At 70.8% G+C, this 19,842-nt stretch carries 15 protein-coding genes; 5 read left to right on the top strand and 10 right to left on the bottom strand.

Annotated features, from left to right (window positions below; translation table 11 throughout):
* Positions 1 to 19 precede the first annotated feature (19 nt).
* Genes KWI83_RS16810 through KWI83_RS16795 form a run of 4 tightly spaced genes read right to left on the bottom strand, consistent with a single transcriptional unit; the run spans position 20 to position 4,710 of the window.
* Positions 20 to 658 carry an ATP/GTP-binding protein gene (locus tag KWI83_RS16810; RefSeq protein WP_218515163.1) on the bottom strand — a complete coding sequence of 213 codons (639 nt, stop codon included), beginning with the start codon at positions 656 to 658 and terminating at the stop codon, positions 20 to 22.
* Complete coding sequence (locus KWI83_RS16805) at positions 639 to 1,067, bottom strand: DUF742 domain-containing protein (protein WP_218515162.1); 429 nt, start codon at positions 1,065 to 1,067, stop codon at positions 639 to 641. Before KWI83_RS16805 ends, KWI83_RS16810 begins: the two co-directional genes overlap by 20 nt.
* Complete coding sequence (locus KWI83_RS16800) at positions 1,064 to 1,567, bottom strand: roadblock/LC7 domain-containing protein (RefSeq protein ID WP_218515161.1); 504 nt, start codon at positions 1,565 to 1,567, stop codon at positions 1,064 to 1,066. The genes KWI83_RS16805 and KWI83_RS16800 overlap by 4 nt, the downstream gene beginning before the upstream one ends.
* On the bottom strand, positions 1,564 to 4,710 hold the full coding sequence (locus KWI83_RS16795) for a nitrate- and nitrite sensing domain-containing protein (protein WP_308122072.1): 3,147 nt from the start codon (positions 4,708 to 4,710) through the stop codon (positions 1,564 to 1,566). Before KWI83_RS16795 ends, KWI83_RS16800 begins: the two co-directional genes overlap by 4 nt.
* 375 nt (positions 4,711 to 5,085) lie before the next feature.
* Between KWI83_RS16795 and KWI83_RS16790 the strand changes: the two genes are divergently transcribed.
* On the top strand, positions 5,086 to 5,874 hold the full coding sequence (locus KWI83_RS16790) for a protein phosphatase 2C domain-containing protein (RefSeq protein WP_218515160.1): 789 nt from the start codon (positions 5,086 to 5,088) through the stop codon (positions 5,872 to 5,874).
* Between the two features lie 12 nt (positions 5,875 to 5,886).
* Here KWI83_RS16790 and KWI83_RS16785 read toward each other — a convergent pair whose 3' ends face one another.
* The 6 genes from KWI83_RS16785 to KWI83_RS16760 form a co-directional block, all read right to left on the bottom strand.
* Positions 5,887 to 6,378: a MarR family transcriptional regulator gene (locus tag KWI83_RS16785; RefSeq protein WP_218515282.1), complete on the bottom strand. Its 492-nt coding sequence runs from the start codon at positions 6,376 to 6,378 to the stop codon at positions 5,887 to 5,889.
* Positions 6,379 to 6,728: 350 nt separating this feature from the next.
* Positions 6,729 to 7,847, bottom strand: a complete 1,119-nt coding sequence (locus KWI83_RS16780) for a hypothetical protein (protein ID WP_218515159.1) — start codon at positions 7,845 to 7,847, stop codon at positions 6,729 to 6,731.
* A gap of 17 nt (positions 7,848 to 7,864) precedes the next feature.
* Positions 7,865 to 8,317 carry a hypothetical protein gene (locus KWI83_RS16775; RefSeq protein ID WP_218515158.1) on the bottom strand — a complete coding sequence of 151 codons (453 nt, stop codon included), beginning with the start codon at positions 8,315 to 8,317 and terminating at the stop codon, positions 7,865 to 7,867.
* Between the two features lie 124 nt (positions 8,318 to 8,441).
* A complete protein-coding gene (locus KWI83_RS39775; protein ID WP_218515157.1) occupies positions 8,442 to 9,146 on the bottom strand; it encodes a hypothetical protein in 705 nt (234 codons plus the stop codon).
* A 149-nt stretch (positions 9,147 to 9,295) separates the two neighbouring features.
* Positions 9,296 to 11,710 carry an endopeptidase La gene (gene lon, locus KWI83_RS16765; protein WP_218515156.1) on the bottom strand — a complete coding sequence of 805 codons (2,415 nt, stop codon included), beginning with the start codon at positions 11,708 to 11,710 and terminating at the stop codon, positions 9,296 to 9,298.
* Between the two features lie 315 nt (positions 11,711 to 12,025).
* Positions 12,026 to 12,835 (bottom strand): rhomboid-like protein, encoded by an 810-nt coding sequence (locus KWI83_RS16760; protein ID WP_308122071.1) that lies wholly within the window; start codon positions 12,833 to 12,835, stop codon positions 12,026 to 12,028.
* Positions 12,836 to 13,064: 229 nt separating this feature from the next.
* Between KWI83_RS16760 and KWI83_RS16755 the strand changes: the two genes are divergently transcribed.
* The 4 genes from KWI83_RS16755 (at position 13,065) to KWI83_RS16740 (ending at position 19,796) form a co-directional block, all read left to right on the top strand.
* Entirely contained in the window at positions 13,065 to 13,742 is a 678-nt protein-coding gene (locus tag KWI83_RS16755) for a spermidine synthase (protein WP_218515155.1), read from the top strand.
* Between the two features lie 113 nt (positions 13,743 to 13,855).
* Positions 13,856 to 14,596, top strand: a complete 741-nt coding sequence (locus tag KWI83_RS16750) for a response regulator transcription factor (protein ID WP_218515154.1) — start codon at positions 13,856 to 13,858, stop codon at positions 14,594 to 14,596.
* Complete coding sequence (locus KWI83_RS16745; protein WP_218515153.1) at positions 14,593 to 15,702, top strand: cell wall metabolism sensor histidine kinase WalK; 1,110 nt, start codon at positions 14,593 to 14,595, stop codon at positions 15,700 to 15,702. The genes KWI83_RS16750 and KWI83_RS16745 overlap by 4 nt, the downstream gene beginning before the upstream one ends.
* Before the next feature lie 281 nt (positions 15,703 to 15,983).
* On the top strand, positions 15,984 to 19,796 hold the full coding sequence (locus tag KWI83_RS16740; RefSeq protein ID WP_218515152.1) for a multifunctional oxoglutarate decarboxylase/oxoglutarate dehydrogenase thiamine pyrophosphate-binding subunit/dihydrolipoyllysine-residue succinyltransferase subunit: 3,813 nt from the start codon (positions 15,984 to 15,986) through the stop codon (positions 19,794 to 19,796).
* The last annotated feature ends 46 nt before the right edge of the window (positions 19,797 to 19,842 follow it).

Genomic DNA, 19,842 nt, shown 5'->3' with positions numbered 1-19,842 from the left:
TGGTAGCTCCTAGGTCGGTCTACTCGGGTGTCTCGTCGAGCGCGTGGCCGACGAGTGCCAGGAGGGTCTCGATGACGGAGATCCGGCGGCGCGCGTCCATGATCATGACAGGTATGTGCTGCGGGATCGTCAACGCCTCCCGCACATCCTCCGGCTCGAACAGCTCGCTGCCGTCGAAGTGGTTGACCGCGACGACGTACGGCAGTCCGCAGCTCTCGAAGTAGTCGAGCGCGGGGAAGCAGTCCTTCAGGCGGCGGGTGTCGGCCATCACGACCGCGCCGATCGCGCCGCGCACCAGGTCGTCCCACATGAACCAGAACCGCTGCTGGCCCGGCGTGCCGAACAGGTAGAGCACCAGGTCGTCGTCGAGCGTGATCCGGCCGAAGTCCATGGCCACCGTGGTGGTCAGCTTGCCCGGCGTGGCGGTGAGGTCGTCGGTCTCCTCGCTCGCCTCGGTCATCAGCGCCTCGGTCTGCAGGGGCGTGATCTCCGAGACGGAGGTGACCAGCGTGGTCTTGCCGACGCCGAAGCCGCCCGCCACCACGATCTTGGTGGCGATGGGGGCACGGGTACGGTCCGTCTGCCAGGACTTCAGGTTCTCGTCGGGCTCGACGAGCGGGGAGACGCCCGGAGCGGCGTCAGAGACGACGGAGTCCACTCAGCACCCTTTCCAGCAGAGCGCGGTCCGGCCGGCCCGTGCCGTGGCCGGTTCCCGTTCCGTACACACGGATTCTTCCCTGGTCCGCGAGATCGCTGAGCAGCACGCGGACCACACCGAGCGGCATCCTCAGCAGCGCGGCGATCTCGGCCACCGTGCGCATCCGGCGGCACAGTTCGACGATGGCCCGCATCTCCGGCATGACCGTGGACCTGAGGGAGCCGTTCGTCAGTTCCTTGCGCTCCTCGGGCGCGTCCAGCGCGGCCGTGCTCGCCACGAACGTCTCCACCAGCAGCACGTGCCCGAAGCGGGTACGGCCGCCGGTGAGCGAGTAGGGGCGGACGCGGGCGGGCTTGCGGTCGCCGCCGCGCACCGGGAGCTTCTTCGGCGTACCGGGTGTACTGCTCATCGGGCACTCCCCGTCGGTTCGGACTCCAGGGATTTTCGGAGCTCGCTGCGGAGTTCGGGCGTCAGGACATGGCCGGCGCGGCCGACGAAGAGTGCCATGTGGTACGCCACCACACTCATGTCGCAGTCCGCGGAGCCGTGCACGCCGAGCAGCGAGCCGTCGCTGATCGACATCACGAACAGGCTGCCCTCGTCCATCGCGACCATGGTGTGCTTCACCGGGCCGAACTCCAGCAGCTTGGCGGCGCCGATGGTGAGGCTGCCGATGCCGGAGACGATGGTCGCCAGGTCGGCGGAGGAGCCGCGGGGGCCGGTGGGCCGGGCGGCGCTGGTGTCGCGGGCCTCGGCGTTGCGGCCCGGGTCGGAGGAGAGCAGCAGCAGTCCGTCGGAGGAGACCACCGCGACGGAGAGGATGCCGGGCACCTCCTCGACGAGGTTCGTCAGCAGCCAGTGCAGATTGCGGGCCTCACTGCTCAGTCCGAAGGTACTGGGCGCGGTCAACTGCTTGCCTCCTCGACGGTGCCCCCCGTGGATTCCTCGGCATGTGCGTGTACTCGGTCACTGCCCCCGGCGCCCCCGCGCCCGCCCACGTCGCGCGCTGCCGCATCGCGGGGCGGGGCGCCGTGGGGTGCCGCGTCACCGGTCGCAGCGCCGTGGGCTGCCGCGTCGCCGGTCTCGGTGGCTCGCGCGGCACCCCCGCCCCAAGCCGCCTCGCCGGTCCCGGCGCCGTGGGCTGCCGCGTCCCGAGCCGACGCACCGTGGGCCACCGCGTCGCGGACCGGGACACCGGGGGCCGCCGGGTCGCGGGGCGGGGTGTCCGGGGTCGGGGTGGGCGGTGTTGCCGTCTGGCCCGTGTGCTCGGCGATCTCTGCCTCGACGTCCCGTCGGCCGGCCTCCGCGCCCTGGCGGAAGCCGCCCAGGCGGCGGCGCAGCGCCTCGGCGTCGACGGATCCGGTGCGCGGCCGGGGCGCCGACGTGGGCGCGTTGATCTTCGGCGTGCGCTTGGGCAGCCCCTTGTCGGTGACGATCTCGGGCTCGTCCCCCTCGTCGGGGGTGCGCTCGTGGGTGTCGGGGCCGATGGCGTAGGGGTCGGGGGCGATGGCGGCGGAGCGCTGGGCGGGCGTCGCGGCCGGTGCCGGGGCCTGGTCGGCCGATGTGTCCCCGGCCTCCTCATCCTGCGGGGTGCGGTCGACACCCGGGGTCTGCGCGGCCCACCGCTCCTGGCGCCAGTCTGCCTCCGTGCGCGGCTCTTCCTCCGGGTCCGGCCCCGCCGGGATCTCCCGGCCCTGACCGGCGGCGTCCTGGCCCTTGTCGGCCTCGCTCGGCTGCTCCGGGAGCAGCAGCTCCATCGTGGTCTCTGCCGCAGACTCCGCGGCGTCCTGCACGGCCGTCGGCTTCTCCCCACGTACCGCGCGCTCCGCCAGGGCCACCAGCGGGTCGCCGTTCTCCGAGCGTCCGTGCAGGACGTTGGAGTTGGCCTCCGCGTCGGCACCGGGCAGGGAGAAGGTGTGCGTGCCCTCCGAGAGGGACGCGGGGGTGGGGGACGGGACCGCGGCGGACGGGGCCTCCGCGAGCAGCGGCTGGGGCAGCACCACGACCGCCGCCGTGCCGCCCTGCTTCTGCTCGCGCAGCTGCACACGCACCCCGTGCCGGTGGGCGAGCCGGGCGACGACGTACAGGCCGAGCCCGAGTCCGTCCTCGCCCTCCTGGTCGTATGGCGACTCGGGGTCGAAGTCGGCGAGCCGGGCGTTGAGCCGGGTCATGCGATCGCCCGTCATCCCGATGCCCTCGTCCTGGACGGAGAGCATCACCTCGCCGTTCTCCAGCAGCCAGCCGGAGACCTCGACGGGCACGTCGGGCGGGGAGAACGAGGTGGCGTTCTCCATGAGTTCGGCCAAGAGATGGGAGAGGTCGTCCGCGGCGAACCCGGCGATGTGCGCGTGCGGCGGCAACGCGGTGATCCGGACCCGCTCGTACCGCTCGATCTCGCTGACCGCGGCCCGTACGACGTCGACCATCGGGACCGGGCTCGCGTGCTGCTGGACGTGCTCGGTGCCGGCCAGCACGAGGAGGTTCTCGCTGTGCCGACGCATGACGGTGGCGAAGTGGTCGAGCTTGAAGAGCGTGGCGAGCCGCTCGGGGTCCTGCTCGCGCTCCTCCAGGCCCTCGATGACGCCGAGCTGACGCTCCACCAGGCCGAGCGTGCGCAGCGCGAGGTTGACGAAGGTGCCGCCGATGCTCTCGCGCAGCCGCTGAAGCTGCGCGGTGGACTCGGCGAGTTCGGTGCGCAGTTCCTCGCGGGCGTCGGCCATCTTCTGCCGCTGGCCGACCAGGTGCTTGCGGTCGGCCTCCAGGGTGGTGATCCGCTCGTGCAGGGTGACGGCGTGCGCGTGCAGGGCGTTGACGGAGCGGACGACCTGGGCGAACTCGTCGTTGCGGCCGGTGAACTTGACCGGCTCCTCCGCGGCCGGGTCCTCGGCGCCGGCCAGCCGGGCGGAGCCGAGGCGCAGTACGGCGAGCGGGCGGGTGAGGCTGCGGGCCATGCCGGTGGCGACGCCGACGGCGAGCAGCATCAGGGCGCCGAGTATCGCGATGCGGATCTCCAGCGCGGTGACGTCGTCGTCGCGCAGTTGCTCCAGGGCGGTGGTGCGGCGCTCGTAGAGGGAGGACTCGACGCCGCGCATCAGGTCGATCCGGGCGGTGAGGGCGGCGTTCAGCTTCTCGGCGCTGGTGCCGAGGTCCTCGTCGGAGAGGGTGGGCTGGTCGGTGAGGGCGGCGAGGTACTGGTCGGCGGAGTTGACCTCGGGGCCGGTGACCGTGGAGTCGTAGGTGCCGCGCGCGGCCTTGGTGGCGGTGTCGTGGAAGTCGGAGAGCGCGGAGTCGGAGCGCAGCCGGGCCTGTTGGGCGGCGGCGGTGAGGGCGGCGCGCTGCTTGCTGTCGGCCTCGGAGGAGACGCTGGTCTCGGTGGGCAGGCCGGTGACGGGGTCGTAGACCGTCTGGGTGGTGCTGGGCACGCTGAGGGCGGCGAGGAGCAGGCCCCTGGTCGCGGCGGCCTGCTGGACGGCGGTGTCGAGTTCGGCGAGGGCGTAGGCGCCGGAGCCCGCGCGGGGCGGGAGCTGTTCGGCGAGGTCCTCGGTGAGCCGGTGGAGTTCGGCGATGGCGTCGGAGTAGGCCTCGTGCGCTTGCAGAGCGGTGCTCTGACCGGTGAGCGCCGCCCTTCGTACGGCGGCGATGCCGTCCAGGTCCGAGCGCAGCCCGGCCGGGGTGTCGGTGTTCGCCCGCAGTTCCTCGACCTGCCGGTCGACGCGCGCGCTGCGCTGCTCGGAGGGCGCCTTGGACTTCGGCCGGCCGGCCGCGATGTAGGAGGTGACCTCGTCCCGCTCGTCCGCGAGGGAGTGGGCGAGCGCGAGCGCGTCCTGTGTCTGCCCGCTCAGCGTGACCAGGTTCTGGCTGTCACGCAGCTGCCCGGAGGCGGCGATCACGGAGGGTGTGCCCGCACCGGCGATGGCGGCGGCCACGACGGCCACGGCCACGATGAGCCGGTTGCGTACGTGGGTCGGGCGGCCCTTGCCGACAGGGGTGCGCTCCGCGCCCCCCTCGGAGGCCGCCTGCTTGCCTGTGCGCCGAGGCCGCGTCTTCTGCACCGGTGCTCGCATTCCTGACTCGTGTACCCATGGGCCCGGGTGACGCCCCGTCAACTGGTGTGCACACCACCCGGTACGTACGGTCCCCGACCCTCCCAGTGCCGGTGGTCAGTCATCGCACATCACCCGACCCGCCACCCGAAGGAGTGAACATCGGAGGGGAGTTGGCGGGCAAGTTCCTCCGGCGCTTGCCGAGGCCCGCGGCGGCGGGCCGGTTGGACGTCGGCGGCGGGCTTTGGCAGTATTCGCCGCCACACCTTCCCGGAGCCCCCCATTCCACCTCAAATCCGGCGACTGACCTGCGGCGGTACGGTGATTCGGCGACCGTCGCCACCCTTTCGCGGACGCTGTGAAGGGCTCGTGCAGACTGGCCGGATGCGCACGGAACTTGTTTCCCGGCCGGGTGACCCGGCCCGCCCCAACGAGGACTTCGCCAGTGTCGGACTGCCCGCCTGCGGACAGGGCGGTTCCCTCGTGGTGCTGGACGGAGTGACCCCGCCGAGGGACGGCGCCGGCTGTCTGCATTCCGTTCACTGGTACACCGCCCGCCTGGGCGGGGCCCTGACCGAACTGACCGTTTCACTCCCGGATGTTCCCCTGTCCGACGCCCTGGCCCGTGCCATCGCACGTACCGCCGAGGCACACGGGGAAACCTGTGACCTTTCTCACCCGCGAACCCCACAGGCAACCGTGGTCCTGGCCCGCTGGTCGCGGGAGACCGTCGAGTACCTGGTCCTGTCCGACTCGACCCTCCTGGTGGAGTCCCCCGACGGCCTGGTCACCCCCTGCCTCGACGACCGCCTGGCCCGGCTTCCCCGCGCGACCCTGGCCACCGACGCCCTGGTCGACGCCACCGTCCGCAACAAGGAGGGCGGCTTCTTCACGGCGGCCGCGGAGCCCTCGGTGGCCGAGCGGGCGGTGACCGGGGTGCTGCCGCGCGGCCAGGTACGGGCCCTGGCCGCGCTGACGGACGGCGCGACCCGGTGGACGGAGACGTTCCGGGAGGGCGACTGGACGGACCTGTTCACCTTCGTGCGCAAGAAGGGCGTGGAGGCGCTGGTCGACCGGGTACGGGCACTGGAGGCCGCCGACCGCGAGGAGCGGACGTATCTGGGCCGCAGCAAGACCCACGACGACGCGACGGCCGTGTACGCGGAGCTCTGAGACCGGCCCGCGCTACTTCTCCATCCCGGAGTTCAACTGGTGCAGCAGCCGCGCGAGTTCCGCCACCTCGCGGCGGTCCCAGTGGGCGAGCTTGCTGACGTAGCGGGCGCGGCGGGCCTCCCGGACGCGCTGCACCCGGGTCCGGCCCTCCTCCGTCAGGTGCACCAGCCAGGCGCGGCCGTCCGCCGGATCGGGCTCGCGGGCCACCAGGCCCAGCTCCTCCAGGGCACGCAGCTGACGGGACATGGTGGCCTTGCCGACCCCGATGTAGGCGGCGAGCTCGGTGGCCCGCTGCCGACCGCACTCGTCCAGGCGTACGAGCAGTCCGTACGCCGCCGACTCCAGGTCGGGGTGGACCGCGCGGGCCATCTCGCCCTGGTTCGCGCGGGCCCGCCGCAGGAACACGGTCAGCTCGCGCTCCAGCGCCAGGAACTCCTGGTCCGCACCGCTTGGCGACGCGTCCGCTTCCCCTCGATGTCTGCCGTCGTTTCCGCCCTCGTGCACGTCAGCACCCTGATCCATTTTCCCGGTCCTGAAAGTTGTCGACAACGGCGGTGATCACCGCAGCTCCGTCAGTATTTCGCAGGCGTAGACCAACGGCAGCCTCCGGACCCCCTTCCCAGCCGCCGTTCTACGTGCGCAGCGTCTTCCACCGGCCTTGCTGGCATGCTCGCGCCAGCCTCTCCCCGCGCGAGCACCACCGAGTCTTCGAAAGGCACGCCACGCCCGGGCACAGACCCGGAACCAGGGCAACGTCGCCCGGCAGTCCCTGTGGAACAGCGGCTTCTGACACACCGCTGCCCCGCCGTGGGTGGCTGGCGAGGCAGGGGGGCCGGTTCGGCTGTTCGACCCGGCTAGTTGACGACGACCTCGTCGTTTTCCGGTGCGGGGGCCGGTGCGGGTGCGGGGGCTGGGTCCGGCACCGAGCCCGGGTCCGGGTCCGTGTCCGGGTCCGTGTCCGGGTCCGTGTCCGGGTCCGTGTCCGGGTCTGTGTCCGGGTCTGTGTCCGGCACCGAGTCCGTGTCCGTGTCCGGGTAGGGCCTTGAGCCCGAGTCCGGATCCGGTGCCGAACCCGCATCCACATCCGGAGCCGAACCCGAACCCGCATCCGGAGCCGAACCCGGATCTGGGTCCGGGTCCGGGTCCGGGTCGGCCTTCGAGTCCGGGTCCGGGTCCGGGTGCGGTGCCGAGCCCGTATCCGGGACCGGAAGGTCGTCCGAGGTGGACGGGTGGGAGTCCTGGTCCCTTCCCTCCGGGCGGGGCGAAGTGGGGTGGTCGTGGCACGGGTCCCCGTTGCCGCCACCGCTGCCGGTGCCCTCGCGCCCGTCCTGACCGTTATGGCCGCCGCACTTGCCCCGGCCGCCGCGTCCGCCCGCGCCACCGACGCCGCCCTGGCCCGGCTCCGTACACACGGGCGGGATGGTGCCCGTGGCGTCCCCTCCGTTGCCGCCGTTGCCGCCGTTGCCGGGAGGACAGTAGTCGCCGTCGTAGTGCCCACGATCTCGATGGCCTGCGTGGCCTCCATGGCCTTCGCGCCCTTCGCGGTCCTCACGACCTTGGCCTACGCGGCCTCCGTGGCCTTCATGGCCCACGTGGTCTTCGTGGCCTCGGTGACCTTCACGGCTTTCCTGGTCTTCGCGGTCTTCCCGGTCTTCATGACCTTCGTGGTTCTTGTCGCTCTTCCTGCCGTGGTGCTGTTCGTCCCTGTTGCCGCCCCCACCTCGGTCAGAACCGCCCCATTCCCCTTTCTCTCCTTCCTCGATTTCCTGATCCTCTTTGTGATCCTTCTCGTGCTCGTTCTGGCCGCCGTGTCGCTTTCGCTCTTCGGCGCCGACCAGTTCGGCCTGATCCTGCGGCGCCGCTACCGTGAACGCCATGCCCACCGGGACGGCCAAGCCGCCGGCAGCAAGGAGGACGGCGACAGCGGCTGCGGTCAACGTCCTCTCGGTCTTCTTGCGGGCATTGCTGTTCATGAGATCTCCTCTGGATTTCAGGCGTCCATCAACACGGACCAGTCACGCTCGATGTACGCCTCTTTCCAGGCCGCGACCTCGTCCTTCGGCATGTCGTACTTCCTGGCGATCTGGGCCTCGGAGGCACCGCCGTTCAGGAGGACCAGCACTACGCGGACCTTGTCCGCCAGGGTGAGCTCTTCCTTCGGCTTGTCCGGCAGGTCGCTGTACCGCGTGCATTCACGTGTGCCGGGCTCACCGGGCTCACCGGGCTCACCGGGGCGGCCTCCCTCGCCGCTGTCGCCACCGTCGCCGCCGTCGCCCCCCGAACCGCACTCCGAGGAGTCGGGGAAGACCTGCTCGGCAGGGGTGACGGCGACCTTGCGGTCCGTGGCGGTCGGCTCCGAGGTGGTGGCGCACGCGGTGCAGAGGGCGGCGACCAGGGTGGCCGCTCCCAGGGCGACCGGGCGTCGCCAGAGTTTGCGGGACATGGGGATTCTCCTTGGGTTGTGGACCGGAGCGGCGGGGGGCGAAGGATCTGTGGTCCTTCGCCCCCCGCCGCTTGGTGTCATGGCCCGGCGTCACGAACCCGTCCGGGCCATTGGTGCGTGTCGGTCAGACGGCATCGCCGCCGTCACCGCCGTCACCGCCGACGACACCACCGGCACCGCCATCACCGCCGTCACCGCCGACGACACCACCGGCACCGCCATCACCGCCGTCACCGCCGACGACACCACCGGCACCGCCGTTACCGCCGTCGCCACCCTCGACGCCACCGTTACCGCCGTTACCGCCGTCACCGCCGACGACGCCACCGTTACCGCCGTTACCGCCATTACCGCCGGTACCGGGCTTCTTGTGGTCGTCCTTCTTGTGGTCGTCCTTCTTGTGGTCGTCCTTCTTGTGGTCGTCCTTCTTGTGGTCATCGTTCTTCTTGTGGTCGTGGTGCTTCCAGTGGTCCCAGTTGTCCTTGTTGTTGTGGTGGTGCTTGTGGTGCTTCTTGCAGTGCTTCCAGTGGTGCTTGTGGTGCTTGTGGTGCTTCTTGCAATGGTCGTGCTTGTGCTTCTTGTGGTTGTCATGCGTGCCGAGCATCGCCACTGCGGACGAGTCAGGCATCGAGCTCGCCGACGCCGCGGTGGCCGGCAGCACGACACCGCCGGCGGCCACAACGGCCGAGGCCACGATCGTCGAGATACGGATTCCACGCTGGGGGCGGACTTCGCCACGCTTCTTGTTCAGGAACGACATGGTCAATCTCCTACTTTCGCTATGGGCCTTTTCGCTTTCCGGTGTTTCCGGTGCGACCCCGTGCTTCAAGTAGGCCGGTACAGCAAAGAAGGGTCACGTTCCGAGAACTCGGGACTTGACGGCTCAGGAGATGACAGTTATCGAAGCGCGCGCACCCACGGCGAAGGCCCGGGCCTCCCTCACGGGACCCGGGCCTTCCCTTTTTCCGGCCGCGTCCGTCACGCCGCGACCGGAACCTCCGGCGCCGCGCCGTTCATGGCCGGCGACAGCGCCAGCTCCAGGACCTGGCGGACGTCCGTGACGGTGTGGACGTCGAGCTTGTCCAGCACCTCCGCCGGGACGTCGTCCAGGTCGGGCTCGTTGCGCTTGGGGATGACGACCGTGGTGACACCCGCCCGGTGCGCGGCGAGCAGCTTCTGCTTCACGCCGCCGATGGGCAGCACCCGGCCGGTCAATGAGACCTCGCCGGTCATCGCCACGTCGGTGCGGACCAGGCGGCCGGAGAGCAGCGAGGCCAGCGCGGTCGTCATGGTGATGCCCGCGCTCGGGCCGTCCTTCGGCACCGCGCCCGCCGGGAAGTGGATGTGCACGCCCCGGTCCTTCAGGTCACCGACCGGCAGCTCCAGCTCGGCGCCGTGGCTGCGCAGGAAGGACAGCGCGATCTGCGCGCTCTCCTTCATCACGTCGCCCAGCTGGCCGGTCAGGGTCAGCCCCGACGCGCCCGTCTCCGGGTCGGCCAGCGACGCCTCGACGTAGAGGACGTCACCGCCCGCCCCCGTGACCGCGAGCCCGGTCGCCACGCCCGGCACCGACGTGCGCCGCTCGGCCGGGTCCTGGGCGGACTCGGGCACGTGGTGCGGCCGGCCGATGAGACCGCGCAGGTCGGCGTCGGTGACGGTGAACGGCAGCTCCCGCTCGCCCAGTTCGTGCTGGGCGGCCACCTTGCGCAGCAGCCGGGCGACGGACCGCTCCAGGTTGCGCACACCCGCCTCGCGCGTGTACTCGCCGGCCAGCTTGCGCAGCGCGCTCTCGTCGAGGGTCACCTCGTCCTCGTCCAGCCCGGCGCGCTCCAGCTGACGCGGCACCAGGTGGCCGCGGGCGATGACGACCTTCTCGTCCTCGGTGTAGCCGTCGAGGCGGACCAGCTCCATACGGTCGAGCAGCGCCTCCGGGATCGCCTCCAGCACGTTGGCGGTGGCTAGGAAGACGACGTCGGACAGGTCGAGTTCGACTTCGAGGTAGTGGTCGCGGAAGGTGTGGTTCTGCGCGGGGTCCAGGACCTCCAGCAGGGCCGCGGCCGGGTCGCCGCGGAAGTCCGACCCCACCTTGTCGATCTCGTCGAGCAGCACGACCGGGTTCATCGACCCGGCCTCCTTGATGGCGCGGACGATACGACCGGGCAGCGCGCCGACGTACGTACGCCGGTGGCCGCGGATCTCGGCCTCGTCCCGGACGCCGCCCAGGGCGACCCGTACGAACTTCCGCCCCATGGCGTGCGCCACGGACTCCCCGAGGCTGGTCTTGCCGACGCCGGGCGGACCGACGAGGGCGAGTACGGCACCGCCGCGCCGCCCGCCGACGACCCCGAGCCCCCGCTCGGCACGCCGCTTGCGCACCGCCAGGTACTCGGTGATGCGCTCCTTGACGTCCTCCAGGCCCGCGTGCTCGGCGTCCAGCACCGCCTTCGCGCCCTGGATGTCGTACGAGTCCTCGGTCCGCTCGTTCCACGGCAGTTCGAGCACGGTGTCGAGCCAGGTGCGGATCCACGACCCCTCGGGCGACTGGTCGGAGGCCCGCTCCAGCTTGTCGACCTCCTTGAGCGCGGCCTCCCGCACCTTCTCGGGCAGGTCGGCGGCCTCGACCCGGGCCCGGTAGTCGTCCGACTCCTCGCCCTCCTTCTCGCCGTTCAGCTCACGCAGCTCTTTGCGTACGGCCTCCAGCTGCCGCCGCAGCAGGAACTCCCGCTGCTGCTTGTCGACGCCCTCCTGGACGTCCTTGGCGATGGTCTCGGCGACGTCCTGCTCGGCGAGGTGGTCGCGCAACTGCTGGGTGGCGAGCTTGAGGCGGGCGACGGGGTCGGCGGTCTCCAGCAGCTCGATCTTCTGGTCCAGGGTCAGGAAGGGTGAGTACCCGGAGTTGTCGGCGAGGGCGGACACGTCGTCGATGGCCTGCACCCGGTCGACGACCTGCCAGGCGCCGCGCTTCTTCAGCCAGGCGGTGGCGAGCGCCTTGTACTCCTTGACCAGCTCGGTGACGTGCCCGGGCAACGGCTCCGGCACGCTCTCGTCGACGCCGGTCCCCTCGACCCACAGCGCCGCACCCGGCCCGGTCGTCCCGGCGCCGATCCGCACCCGGCCCCGCCCTCGGATCAGGGCACCCGGGTCACCGTCGGCGAGCCGCCCGACCTGCTCGACCGTGCCGAGCACACCCGTGCTCGCGTAGGTGCCGTCGACGCGGGGCACCAGCAGCACCTTGGGCTTCCCGGGCTCGGACCGGGCGGCGGCCTGCGCGGCCTCCACCGCGGCCCGGACATCTGCGTCGCTCAAATCCAGCGGCACCACCATCCCGGGCAGGACGACCTCGCCGTCGAGCGGCAGCACGGGCAGGGTGAGCGGTGTGGACGTCGAACCCATGATCTCCCCTTCGGCAGTCAAGTTGAGCTATGCCGACTCAATGCTTGAGCGGGGCGCATTGTTCCCTGGGGGGCGTTCGCTGTCAGCGATCAGGGGGAGGGGCGGGGCGGGTGAGGTCAGCCCGACCGGAAGGACAGAATGCCGCGTTCCGGACGAAAGGTGCCGCCTACTCGGACGCGCTCACCGCCGGAGCGGGGCGTCCCGCCGCGACACCAGCCCCACCCGCACTCCCCAGCACCGCGGCCAACAACCGCCGCCCGAACGGCAGACGAGCCGAGCAGCGACGACTCGCCGACACCCGGGCCACCGCATCACTCACCGACCGGATCCGCGCGAGCTGCGCAGGATGCAGTCCAGAAACCGGGAAGCCGTCGGCTCCTGCCCCTGCGACGGCCTCGGCCCCTGTTCCAGCGACCACCCCTGCCCCCCTTCGAAATTCACCGGATTCGCCCCGCCCCCGCGCCGGATCACCGGCCACGTGGCGACCCCGACCGCCAACGCGATCAGGTGCCCCCAGTCGGTCAACGGGTCCGTGAAGGCGAGCAGTTCGCCGAGCAGCACTGCGCCGAGCCCGGCCGGCACCGGCCACCGCGCCCACGGCCCGAGCAGCCCCGCCAGCGCCCCGCACCCGGCCGCGACGCCGAAGCTGACGCCGTAGTCGAGGCGATGCAGCGAACTGCCGGGCAGATGGCCGACCAGCACCGCCAGCCCCACCGGCACCTCGGTCGCCGGCGTGGCCAGCACATGCCCCAGCAGAAACACACCGGCCGTCCGCATCCCGCCGATCCGCCGCTCCAGTGCGGTGAGGACCGGGAGGAAGCCGATCGCGTACGGCGACACGATCCCGCCCGCGACCCACAGCGCGCTGGCCACCAGCACCAGCACGGGCGTCCGCACCAGGTGCGCCACATCGGTGCTGGAGCCCTGGAGCAGGCGGTGCACCAACTCGGGGTCGGCGTACGCCGCCACCAGCGACGTACCGGCCAGCAGGGCCCCGTAGAAGAAGGTGAACGGCGTTCCGGTCGGGGAGGGCAGCAGCCGCCAGGGGCGGCGGAGGAACGGCGGGGGCTCGGGCGTTGCGGCGACGACAGTACGGCCGCGCCGGCGCGGGATTCCGTCCAGCACCCGGCGCGTATCGGGAAGCGGCGCGAGGAGGCCGTCGTATCGGCCGCGGCGGTGCGTTCCACGGTGAGGCGCTCCTTCCGTCACTCCCGCCCTTCGCCCACCCCGGCCCGCTGTCCATGACCGGCGCCACGAACCCGCGACCGAGATGCGACGCCCTCCCTTACCCCCTCGTCAACACCGTCTCCATATTTCCGTCAACATTCCGTCAGAGAAGTGCCAGGATGGGCTGATGCCCAGCATCTACGACATCCCCGAAGTCCTGGACCGTCGTGAGGGCCCGCACGGCGAGGTCGTGCTGCGGCGGCACGGGGCGTTGCTGCAGATCATCGCCAACGGCTGCTTCCTGATGGACACCTCCGACGGACGCTCGGAACGGCTGCTGGTCGACGCGGCGCTCGACGCCCTCGACGGGCGCCCCGACCCGCATGTACTGATCGGCGGGCTCGGTGTCGGATTCTCGCTCGCACATGCCTGCGGCAACCCGCGCTGGGGCCGGATCACGGTGGTCGAGCGGGAGCGCGCGGTCATTGACTGGCACCGCGCGGGACCCCTTTCCGCGGTGTCCGGCAATGCGCTCGCCGACCCTCGTACGCGGATCGTCGAAGCGGATCTGATCGATTACGTCAATGAGACTTCCGCCACGTTCGACGCGCTGTGCCTGGACATCGACAACGGGCCCGACTGGACGGTCACGGAAGCCAACGCGGGGCTGTACTCGACGGCCGGACTCGCAGGCTGCGCAAGGGTGTTGAGGCCCGGCGGGGTGCTCGCCGTATGGTCGGCGAAACCGTCCCCGGAATTTGAAGGAAGCTTGTGGAATGCCGGTTTCCGGCATGTGCGTACCGAAGAGATCCCCGTTGCCCGGGGCGTTCCCGACGTCGTCCATCTCGGCGTCCGACCTGGATAGCCGAGCTGCGGTGACTCCCCGTACGCTGCTCCCCTGACGCCGATCATTCAAGCGTCAAGCGCAGTCATGGGATCACCCCACGGATTCCGGAAAGCACACTTCAGGGGCGGGCGATGGAGCAGACACACACCTCCCACAACGGCACCGCGGCGGCCACCCCGGGCGCGCAGCGCCGGGTTCTGGTGGTCGAGGACGACCCGACGATCGTCGACGCCATCGCGGCCCGCCTGCGCGCCGAGGGATTTCTCGTGCAGACCGCCAACGACGGCCCGGCCGCCGTCGACACCGCCGAGGCCTGGCAGCCCGATCTGCTGATCCTCGACATCATGCTGCCGGGCTTCGACGGGCTGGAGGTCTGCCGGCGTGTGCAGGCCCAGCGGCCGGTGCCGGTGCTGATGCTCACCGCGCGCGACGACGAGACCGACATGCTGGTGGGACTCGGCGTCGGCGCCGACGACTACATGACGAAGCCTTTCTCCATGCGTGAGCTGGCCGCACGCGTGCACGTGCTGCTGCGCCGGGTGGAGCGGGCGGCGCTGGCCGCCGCGACGCCGCGCAGCGGCATCCTGCGGTTCGGCGAGCTGGAGATCGACCACGCGCAGCGCCGGGTGCGGGTGCGCAGCGAGGACGTCCACCTCACGCCCACCGAGTTCGACCTGCTCGTCTGCCTGGCGAACACCCCGCGTGCGGTGCTCTCCCGTGAGCAACTGCTGGCCGAGGTGTGGGACTGGGCGGACGCGTCGGGCACCAGGACCGTCGACAGCCACATCAAGGCGCTGCGCCGGAAGATCGGCGCCGAGCGGATCCGCACGGTGCACGGTGTGGGCTACGCGCTGGAGACGCCGACGCCATGAGCGAGGGGCGGCCGGCCGCACGGAGGAGCCCCGGGGAGCCCTGGGGCGGCGTACGCCCGTTCTCGATCAAGACCAAGCTGGGCGCGCTCGTCGTCATCTCGGTGCTGATCACCACCGGGCTGATGATGATCGCCATGCGCACCGAGACCGAGCTGCGCTTCATCACGGTCTTCTCGATGATCGCCACACTGCTGATAACGCAGTTCGTGGCGCACTCGCTCACCGCGCCGCTGGACGAGATGAACACGGTGGCCCGCTCCATCTCGCACGGCGACTACACCCGCCGGGTGCGCGAGAACCGCTGGGACGAGCTGGGCGACCTGGCCGTCACCATCAACCGCATGGCCGACGACCTGGAGGCCCAGGACCGGCAGCGCAAGGAGCTGGTCGCCAACGTCTCGCACGAGCTGCGCACCCCGATCGCGGGTCTGCGCGCCGTGCTGGAGAACATCGTGGACGGCGTCACGCAGGCCGACCCCGAGACCATGCGCACGGCCCTGAAGCAGACCGAGCGGCTGGGGCGGCTGGTGGAGACGCTGCTCGACCTGTCCCGCCTGGACAACGGCGTCGTACCACTGAAGCAGCGGCGGTTCGAGGTGTGGCCGTATCTGTCCGGGGTGTTGAAGGAGGCCAACATGGTCGCCTCCGCGCGCGCGGGCATCGCCTCCGGCTCCGGCAGCCACACCCGTACGGACGTCCATCTGCATCTGGACGTGCACCCGCCGGAGCTGACCGCGCACGCCGACCCGGAGCGGCTCCACCAGGTCGTCGCCAACCTGATCGACAACGCGGTCAAGCACAGCCCGCCGCACGGCCGTGTGACGGTCAGGGCGCGGCGCGGCGCCATGCCCGAGTCGCTGGAGCTGGAGGTCCTGGACGAGGGTCCGGGCATTCCGCGCTCGGAGTGGCACCGGGTCTTCGAGCGGTTCAACCGGGGTGCGGTCAGCCGGCCGCACGGCCCCGGCAGCGACGGCGGCACCGGCCTCGGTCTGGCGATCGCCCGCTGGGCGGTGGATCTGCACGGCGGCAGGATCGGAGTGGCCGAATCCGAGCGGGGTTGCCGAATCCTTGTCACCCTTCCGGGTCTGCCTTCTGTGCCAAGTTGACGTAAAGTTCGAAGCGGAGCCACAAGATCCACGGGCGTCCGCGCAGCCGGACACGTGTGATCAGGCAGAGGCCCGCGTCTCCTGCGCGCCGGGTCGTGCTCGCCGCATCCCTTTTGCAGCGGAACTACACTTGTTTCCCGCCATTTCAAGCCCCGAAACACGCCTTCTGATGTGACTTACGCGACGATGAACGGGCCCGGCCTCACCTTCTCCGCCATGGAGGCGTAGCCTTTATTCCCGCTGTCCATCACCTTGTGAAGCGGAAGAGGGCGGTTGCCGCCGTGTCGCCACAGTCCCCCAGTAACGCATCGAGTGTCTCGACCGACGCAGACCAAGCGGGCAAGAATCCCGCCGCCGCGTTCGGTCCGAACGAGTGGCTCGTCGACGAGATCTATCAGCAGTACCTCCAGGACCCCAATTCGGTAGACCGCGCCTGGTGGGACTTCTTCGCCGACTACAAGCCGGGGGCGGCTGCCGCCCCGGCACCGGCGGGTACCGCGGCCGTGGGGGCCGCGGAGACCACCAGCACGGCTCAGGCGCCCGCCCAGGCCGCTCCGGCGGCCCCGGCCGCACCCGCGGCCCCGAAGCCCGCCGCGGCCGCTCCTGCCCCGGCGCAGGCCCCCGCGCAGCCCAAGGCCCCGGCCCCGGCTCCCGCCCCGGCCGCCGCCAAGCCGCAGCCGAAGCCGAAGCCGAAGGCCGCCGCCGAGCCTGCCGCAGCGGCCCCCGACGGCCCCGAGCTGGTCACCCTGCGCGGCCCGGCCGCCGCCGTCGCGAAGAACATGAACGCCTCACTGGAGCTGCCGACCGCCACCTCGGTCCGCGCGGTCCCGGTGAAGCTGCTCTTCGACAACCGCATCGTCATCAACAACCACCTCAAGCGCGCCCGGGGCGGGAAGATCTCCTTCACGCACCTGATCGGCTACGCGATGGTGCAGGCCATCAAGGCCATGCCGTCGATGAACTGGTCGTACGGCGAGAAGGACGGCAAGCCGACCCTCGTCAAGCCGCCGCACATCAACCTCGGCCTCGCCATCGACCTGGTCAAGCCGAACGGCGACCGCCAGCTGGTCGTCGCGGCGATCAAGAAGGCCGAGACGCTGAACTTCTTCGAGTTCTGGCAGGCCTACGAGGACATCGTCCGCCGCGCCCGCGACGGCAAGCTGACGATGGACGACTTCACCGGCGTGACGGTCTCCCTGACCAACCCGGGCGGGCTCGGCACGGTCCACTCCGTCCCGCGTCTGATGCCCGGCCAGTCGGTGATCATGGGCGTCGGCTCCATGGACTACCCGGCGGAGTTCCAGGGCACCAGCCAGGACACCCTGAACAAGCTCGGCATCTCGAAGGTCATGACGCTCACGTCGACCTACGACCACCGGGTGATCCAGGGCGCCGCGTCCGGCGAGTTCCTCCGCCAGGTCGCGAACCTCCTGCTCGGCGAGAACAACTTCTACGACGAGATCTTCGAGGCGCTGCGCATCCCCTACGAGCCGGTCCGCTGGCTCAAGGACATCGACGCCAGCCACGACGACGACGTCACCAAGGCCGCCCGCGTCTTCGAGCTGATCCACTCCTACCGGGTCCGCGGCCACGTCATGGCCGACACCGACCCGCTGGAGTACCAGCAGCGCAAGCACCCCGACCTGGACATCACCGAGCACGGGCTCACCCTGTGGGACCTGGAGCGCGAGTTCGCCGTCGGCGGCTTCGCCGGCAAGTCGATGATGAAGCTGCGCGACATCCTCGGCGTGCTGCGCGACTCGTACTGCCGCACCACCGGCATCGAGTTCATGCACATCCAGGACCCCAAGCAGCGCAAGTGGATCCAGGACCGCGTGGAGCGCCCGCACGCCAAGCCGGAGCGCGAGGAGCAGCTGCGCATCCTGCGCCGCCTGAACGCCGCGGAGGCCTTCGAGACCTTCCTGCAGACGAAGTACGTCGGCCAGAAGCGCTTCTCCCTGGAGGGCGGCGAGTCCGTCATCCCGCTGCTGGACGCGGTCCTCGACAGCGCCGCGGAGTCCCGCCTGGACGAGGTCGTCGTCGGCATGGCCCACCGCGGCCGCCTGAACGTCCTCGCCAACATCGTCGGCAAGTCGTACGCGCAGATCTTCCGCGAGTTCGAGGGCAACCTCGACCCGAAGTCGATGCACGGCTCCGGCGACGTGAAGTACCACCTGGGCGCCGAGGGCACCTTCACGGGCCTGGACGGCGAGCAGATCAAGGTCTCGCTCGTGGCCAACCCCTCGCACCTGGAGGCGGTGGACCCGGTCCTGGAGGGCGTCGCGCGCGCCAAGCAGGACATCATCAACAAGGGCGGTACGGACTTCACCGTCCTGCCGGTGGCGATCCACGGCGACGCGGCCTTCGCGGGCCAGGGCGTGGTGGCCGAGACCCTGAACATGTCGCAGCTGCGCGGCTACCGCACCGGCGGCACGGTCCACATCGTCATCAACAACCAGGTCGGCTTCACCGCCGCCCCCGAGTCCTCGCGTTCCTCCATGTACGCGACGGACGTGGCCCGCATGATCGAGGCCCCGATCTTCCACGTGAACGGCGACGACCCCGAGGCGGTCGTGCGCGTCGCGCGCCTGGCCTTCGAGTTCCGCCAGGCGTTCAACAAGGACGTGGTGATCGACCTCATCTGCTACCGCCGCCGCGGTCACAACGAGTCGGACAACCCGGCCTTCACCCAGCCGCTGATGTACGACCTGATCGACAAGAAGCGCTCGGTGCGCAAGCTGTACACCGAGTCCCTGATCGGTCGCGGCGACATCACCCTGGAAGAGGCCGAGCAGGCGCTGCAGGACTACCAGGGCCAGCTGGAGAAGGTCTTCACGGAGGTCCGCGAGGCCACCTCGCAGCCGGCCGTGGTGGAGACCCCCGACGCGCAGGCCGAGTTCCCGGTCGCCGTGAACACCGCCGTCTCCACGGAGATCGTCAAGCGGATCGCCGAGTCCCAGGTCAACATCCCCGACCACATCACCGTCCACCCGCGTCTGCTGCCGCAGCTGCAGCGCCGGGCGTCGATGGTCGAGGACGGCACGATCGACTGGGGCATGGGCGAGACCCTCGCCTTCGGCTCGCTGCTCCTGGAGGGCGTCCCGGTCCGTCTCGCGGGCCAGGACTCCCAGCGCGGCACCTTCGGCCAGCGGCACGCGGTCATCATCGACCGCAGCACCGGCGAGGAGTACACGCCGCTGCAGTACCTGTCGGAGGACCAGGCACGCCTGAACGTCTACAACTCCCTGCTGTCCGAGTACGCGGCGATGGGCTTCGAGTACGGCTACTCGCTGGCCCGCCCCGACGCGCTCGTGCTGTGGGAGGCGCAGTTCGGTGACTTCGTCAACGGTGCGCAGACGGTCGTGGACGAGTTCATCTCGTCGGCGGAGCAGAAGTGGGGCCAGACGTCCGGCGTCACCCTGCTCCTCCCGCACGGCTACGAGGGCCAGGGCCCGGACCACTCGTCCGCGCGCCCGGAGCGCTTCCTGCAGCTCTGCGCCCAGAACAACATGACGGTCGCGATGCCCACGCTCCCGTCGAACTACTTCCACCTCCTGCGCTGGCAGGTGCACAACCCGCACCACAAGCCGCTGGTCGTCTTCACGCCGAAGTCGATGCTGCGTCTGAAGGCCGCCGCGTCGAAGGCGGAGGAGTTCACCACGGGCGGCTTCCGCCCGGTCATCGGCGACGCGTCGGTGGACCCGGCGGCGGTGAAGAAGGTCGTCTTCTGCGCGGGCAAGGTCTACTACGACCTGGAGGCCGAGCGGGTCAAGCGCGGCGTCACGGACACGGCGATCATCCGCATCGAGCGCCTGTACCCGCTGCCGGGTACGGAGCTCCAGGCGGAGATCGCCAAGTACCCGAACGCCGAGAAGTACCTGTGGGCCCAGGAGGAGCCGGCGAACCAGGGCGCCTGGCCGTTCATCGCCCTCAACCTCATCGACCACCTCGACCTGGCGGTCGGCGCGGACATCCCGGCCGGCGAGCGCCTGCGCCGCATCTCCCGCCCGCACTCGTCGTCCCCGGCGGTGGGCTCGGCGAAGCGGCACCAGGCGGAGCAGGAGCAGCTGGTGCGGGAGGTGTTCGAGGCCTGAGCCTCGCCGCCTGACAGCGCCATACGCCTGACAGGGCCCGGTTCCG

It is taken from the genome of Streptomyces sp. TRM70350 (assembly GCF_019219825.1).
In the GTDB taxonomy this organism is placed as follows: Bacteria; Actinomycetota; Actinomycetes; order Streptomycetales; family Streptomycetaceae; genus Streptomyces.
Note: the sequence above shows the minus strand (reverse complement) of the source record. Positions and strands in the feature narration are given on the sequence as shown.

What these genes read in the sequence shown, in the direction of transcription:
- KWI83_RS16780 (WP_218515159.1), bottom strand. Translation starts at nt 7,847, where the DNA reads ATGAACAGCAATGCCCGCAAGAAGACCGAGAGGACGTTGACCGCAGCC.
- KWI83_RS16745 (WP_218515153.1), top strand. Translation starts at nt 14,593, where the DNA reads ATGAGCGAGGGGCGGCCGGCCGCACGGAGGAGCCCCGGGGAGCCCTGG.
- KWI83_RS16790 (WP_218515160.1), top strand. Translation starts at nt 5,086, where the DNA reads ATGCGCACGGAACTTGTTTCCCGGCCGGGTGACCCGGCCCGCCCCAAC.
- KWI83_RS16755 (WP_218515155.1), top strand. Translation starts at nt 13,065, where the DNA reads ATGCCCAGCATCTACGACATCCCCGAAGTCCTGGACCGTCGTGAGGGC.
- KWI83_RS16805 (WP_218515162.1), bottom strand. Translation starts at nt 1,067, where the DNA reads ATGAGCAGTACACCCGGTACGCCGAAGAAGCTCCCGGTGCGCGGCGGC.
- lon (WP_218515156.1), bottom strand. Translation starts at nt 11,710, where the DNA reads ATGGGTTCGACGTCCACACCGCTCACCCTGCCCGTGCTGCCGCTCGAC.
- KWI83_RS16775 (WP_218515158.1), bottom strand. Translation starts at nt 8,317, where the DNA reads ATGTCCCGCAAACTCTGGCGACGCCCGGTCGCCCTGGGAGCGGCCACC.
- KWI83_RS16750 (WP_218515154.1), top strand. Translation starts at nt 13,856, where the DNA reads ATGGAGCAGACACACACCTCCCACAACGGCACCGCGGCGGCCACCCCG.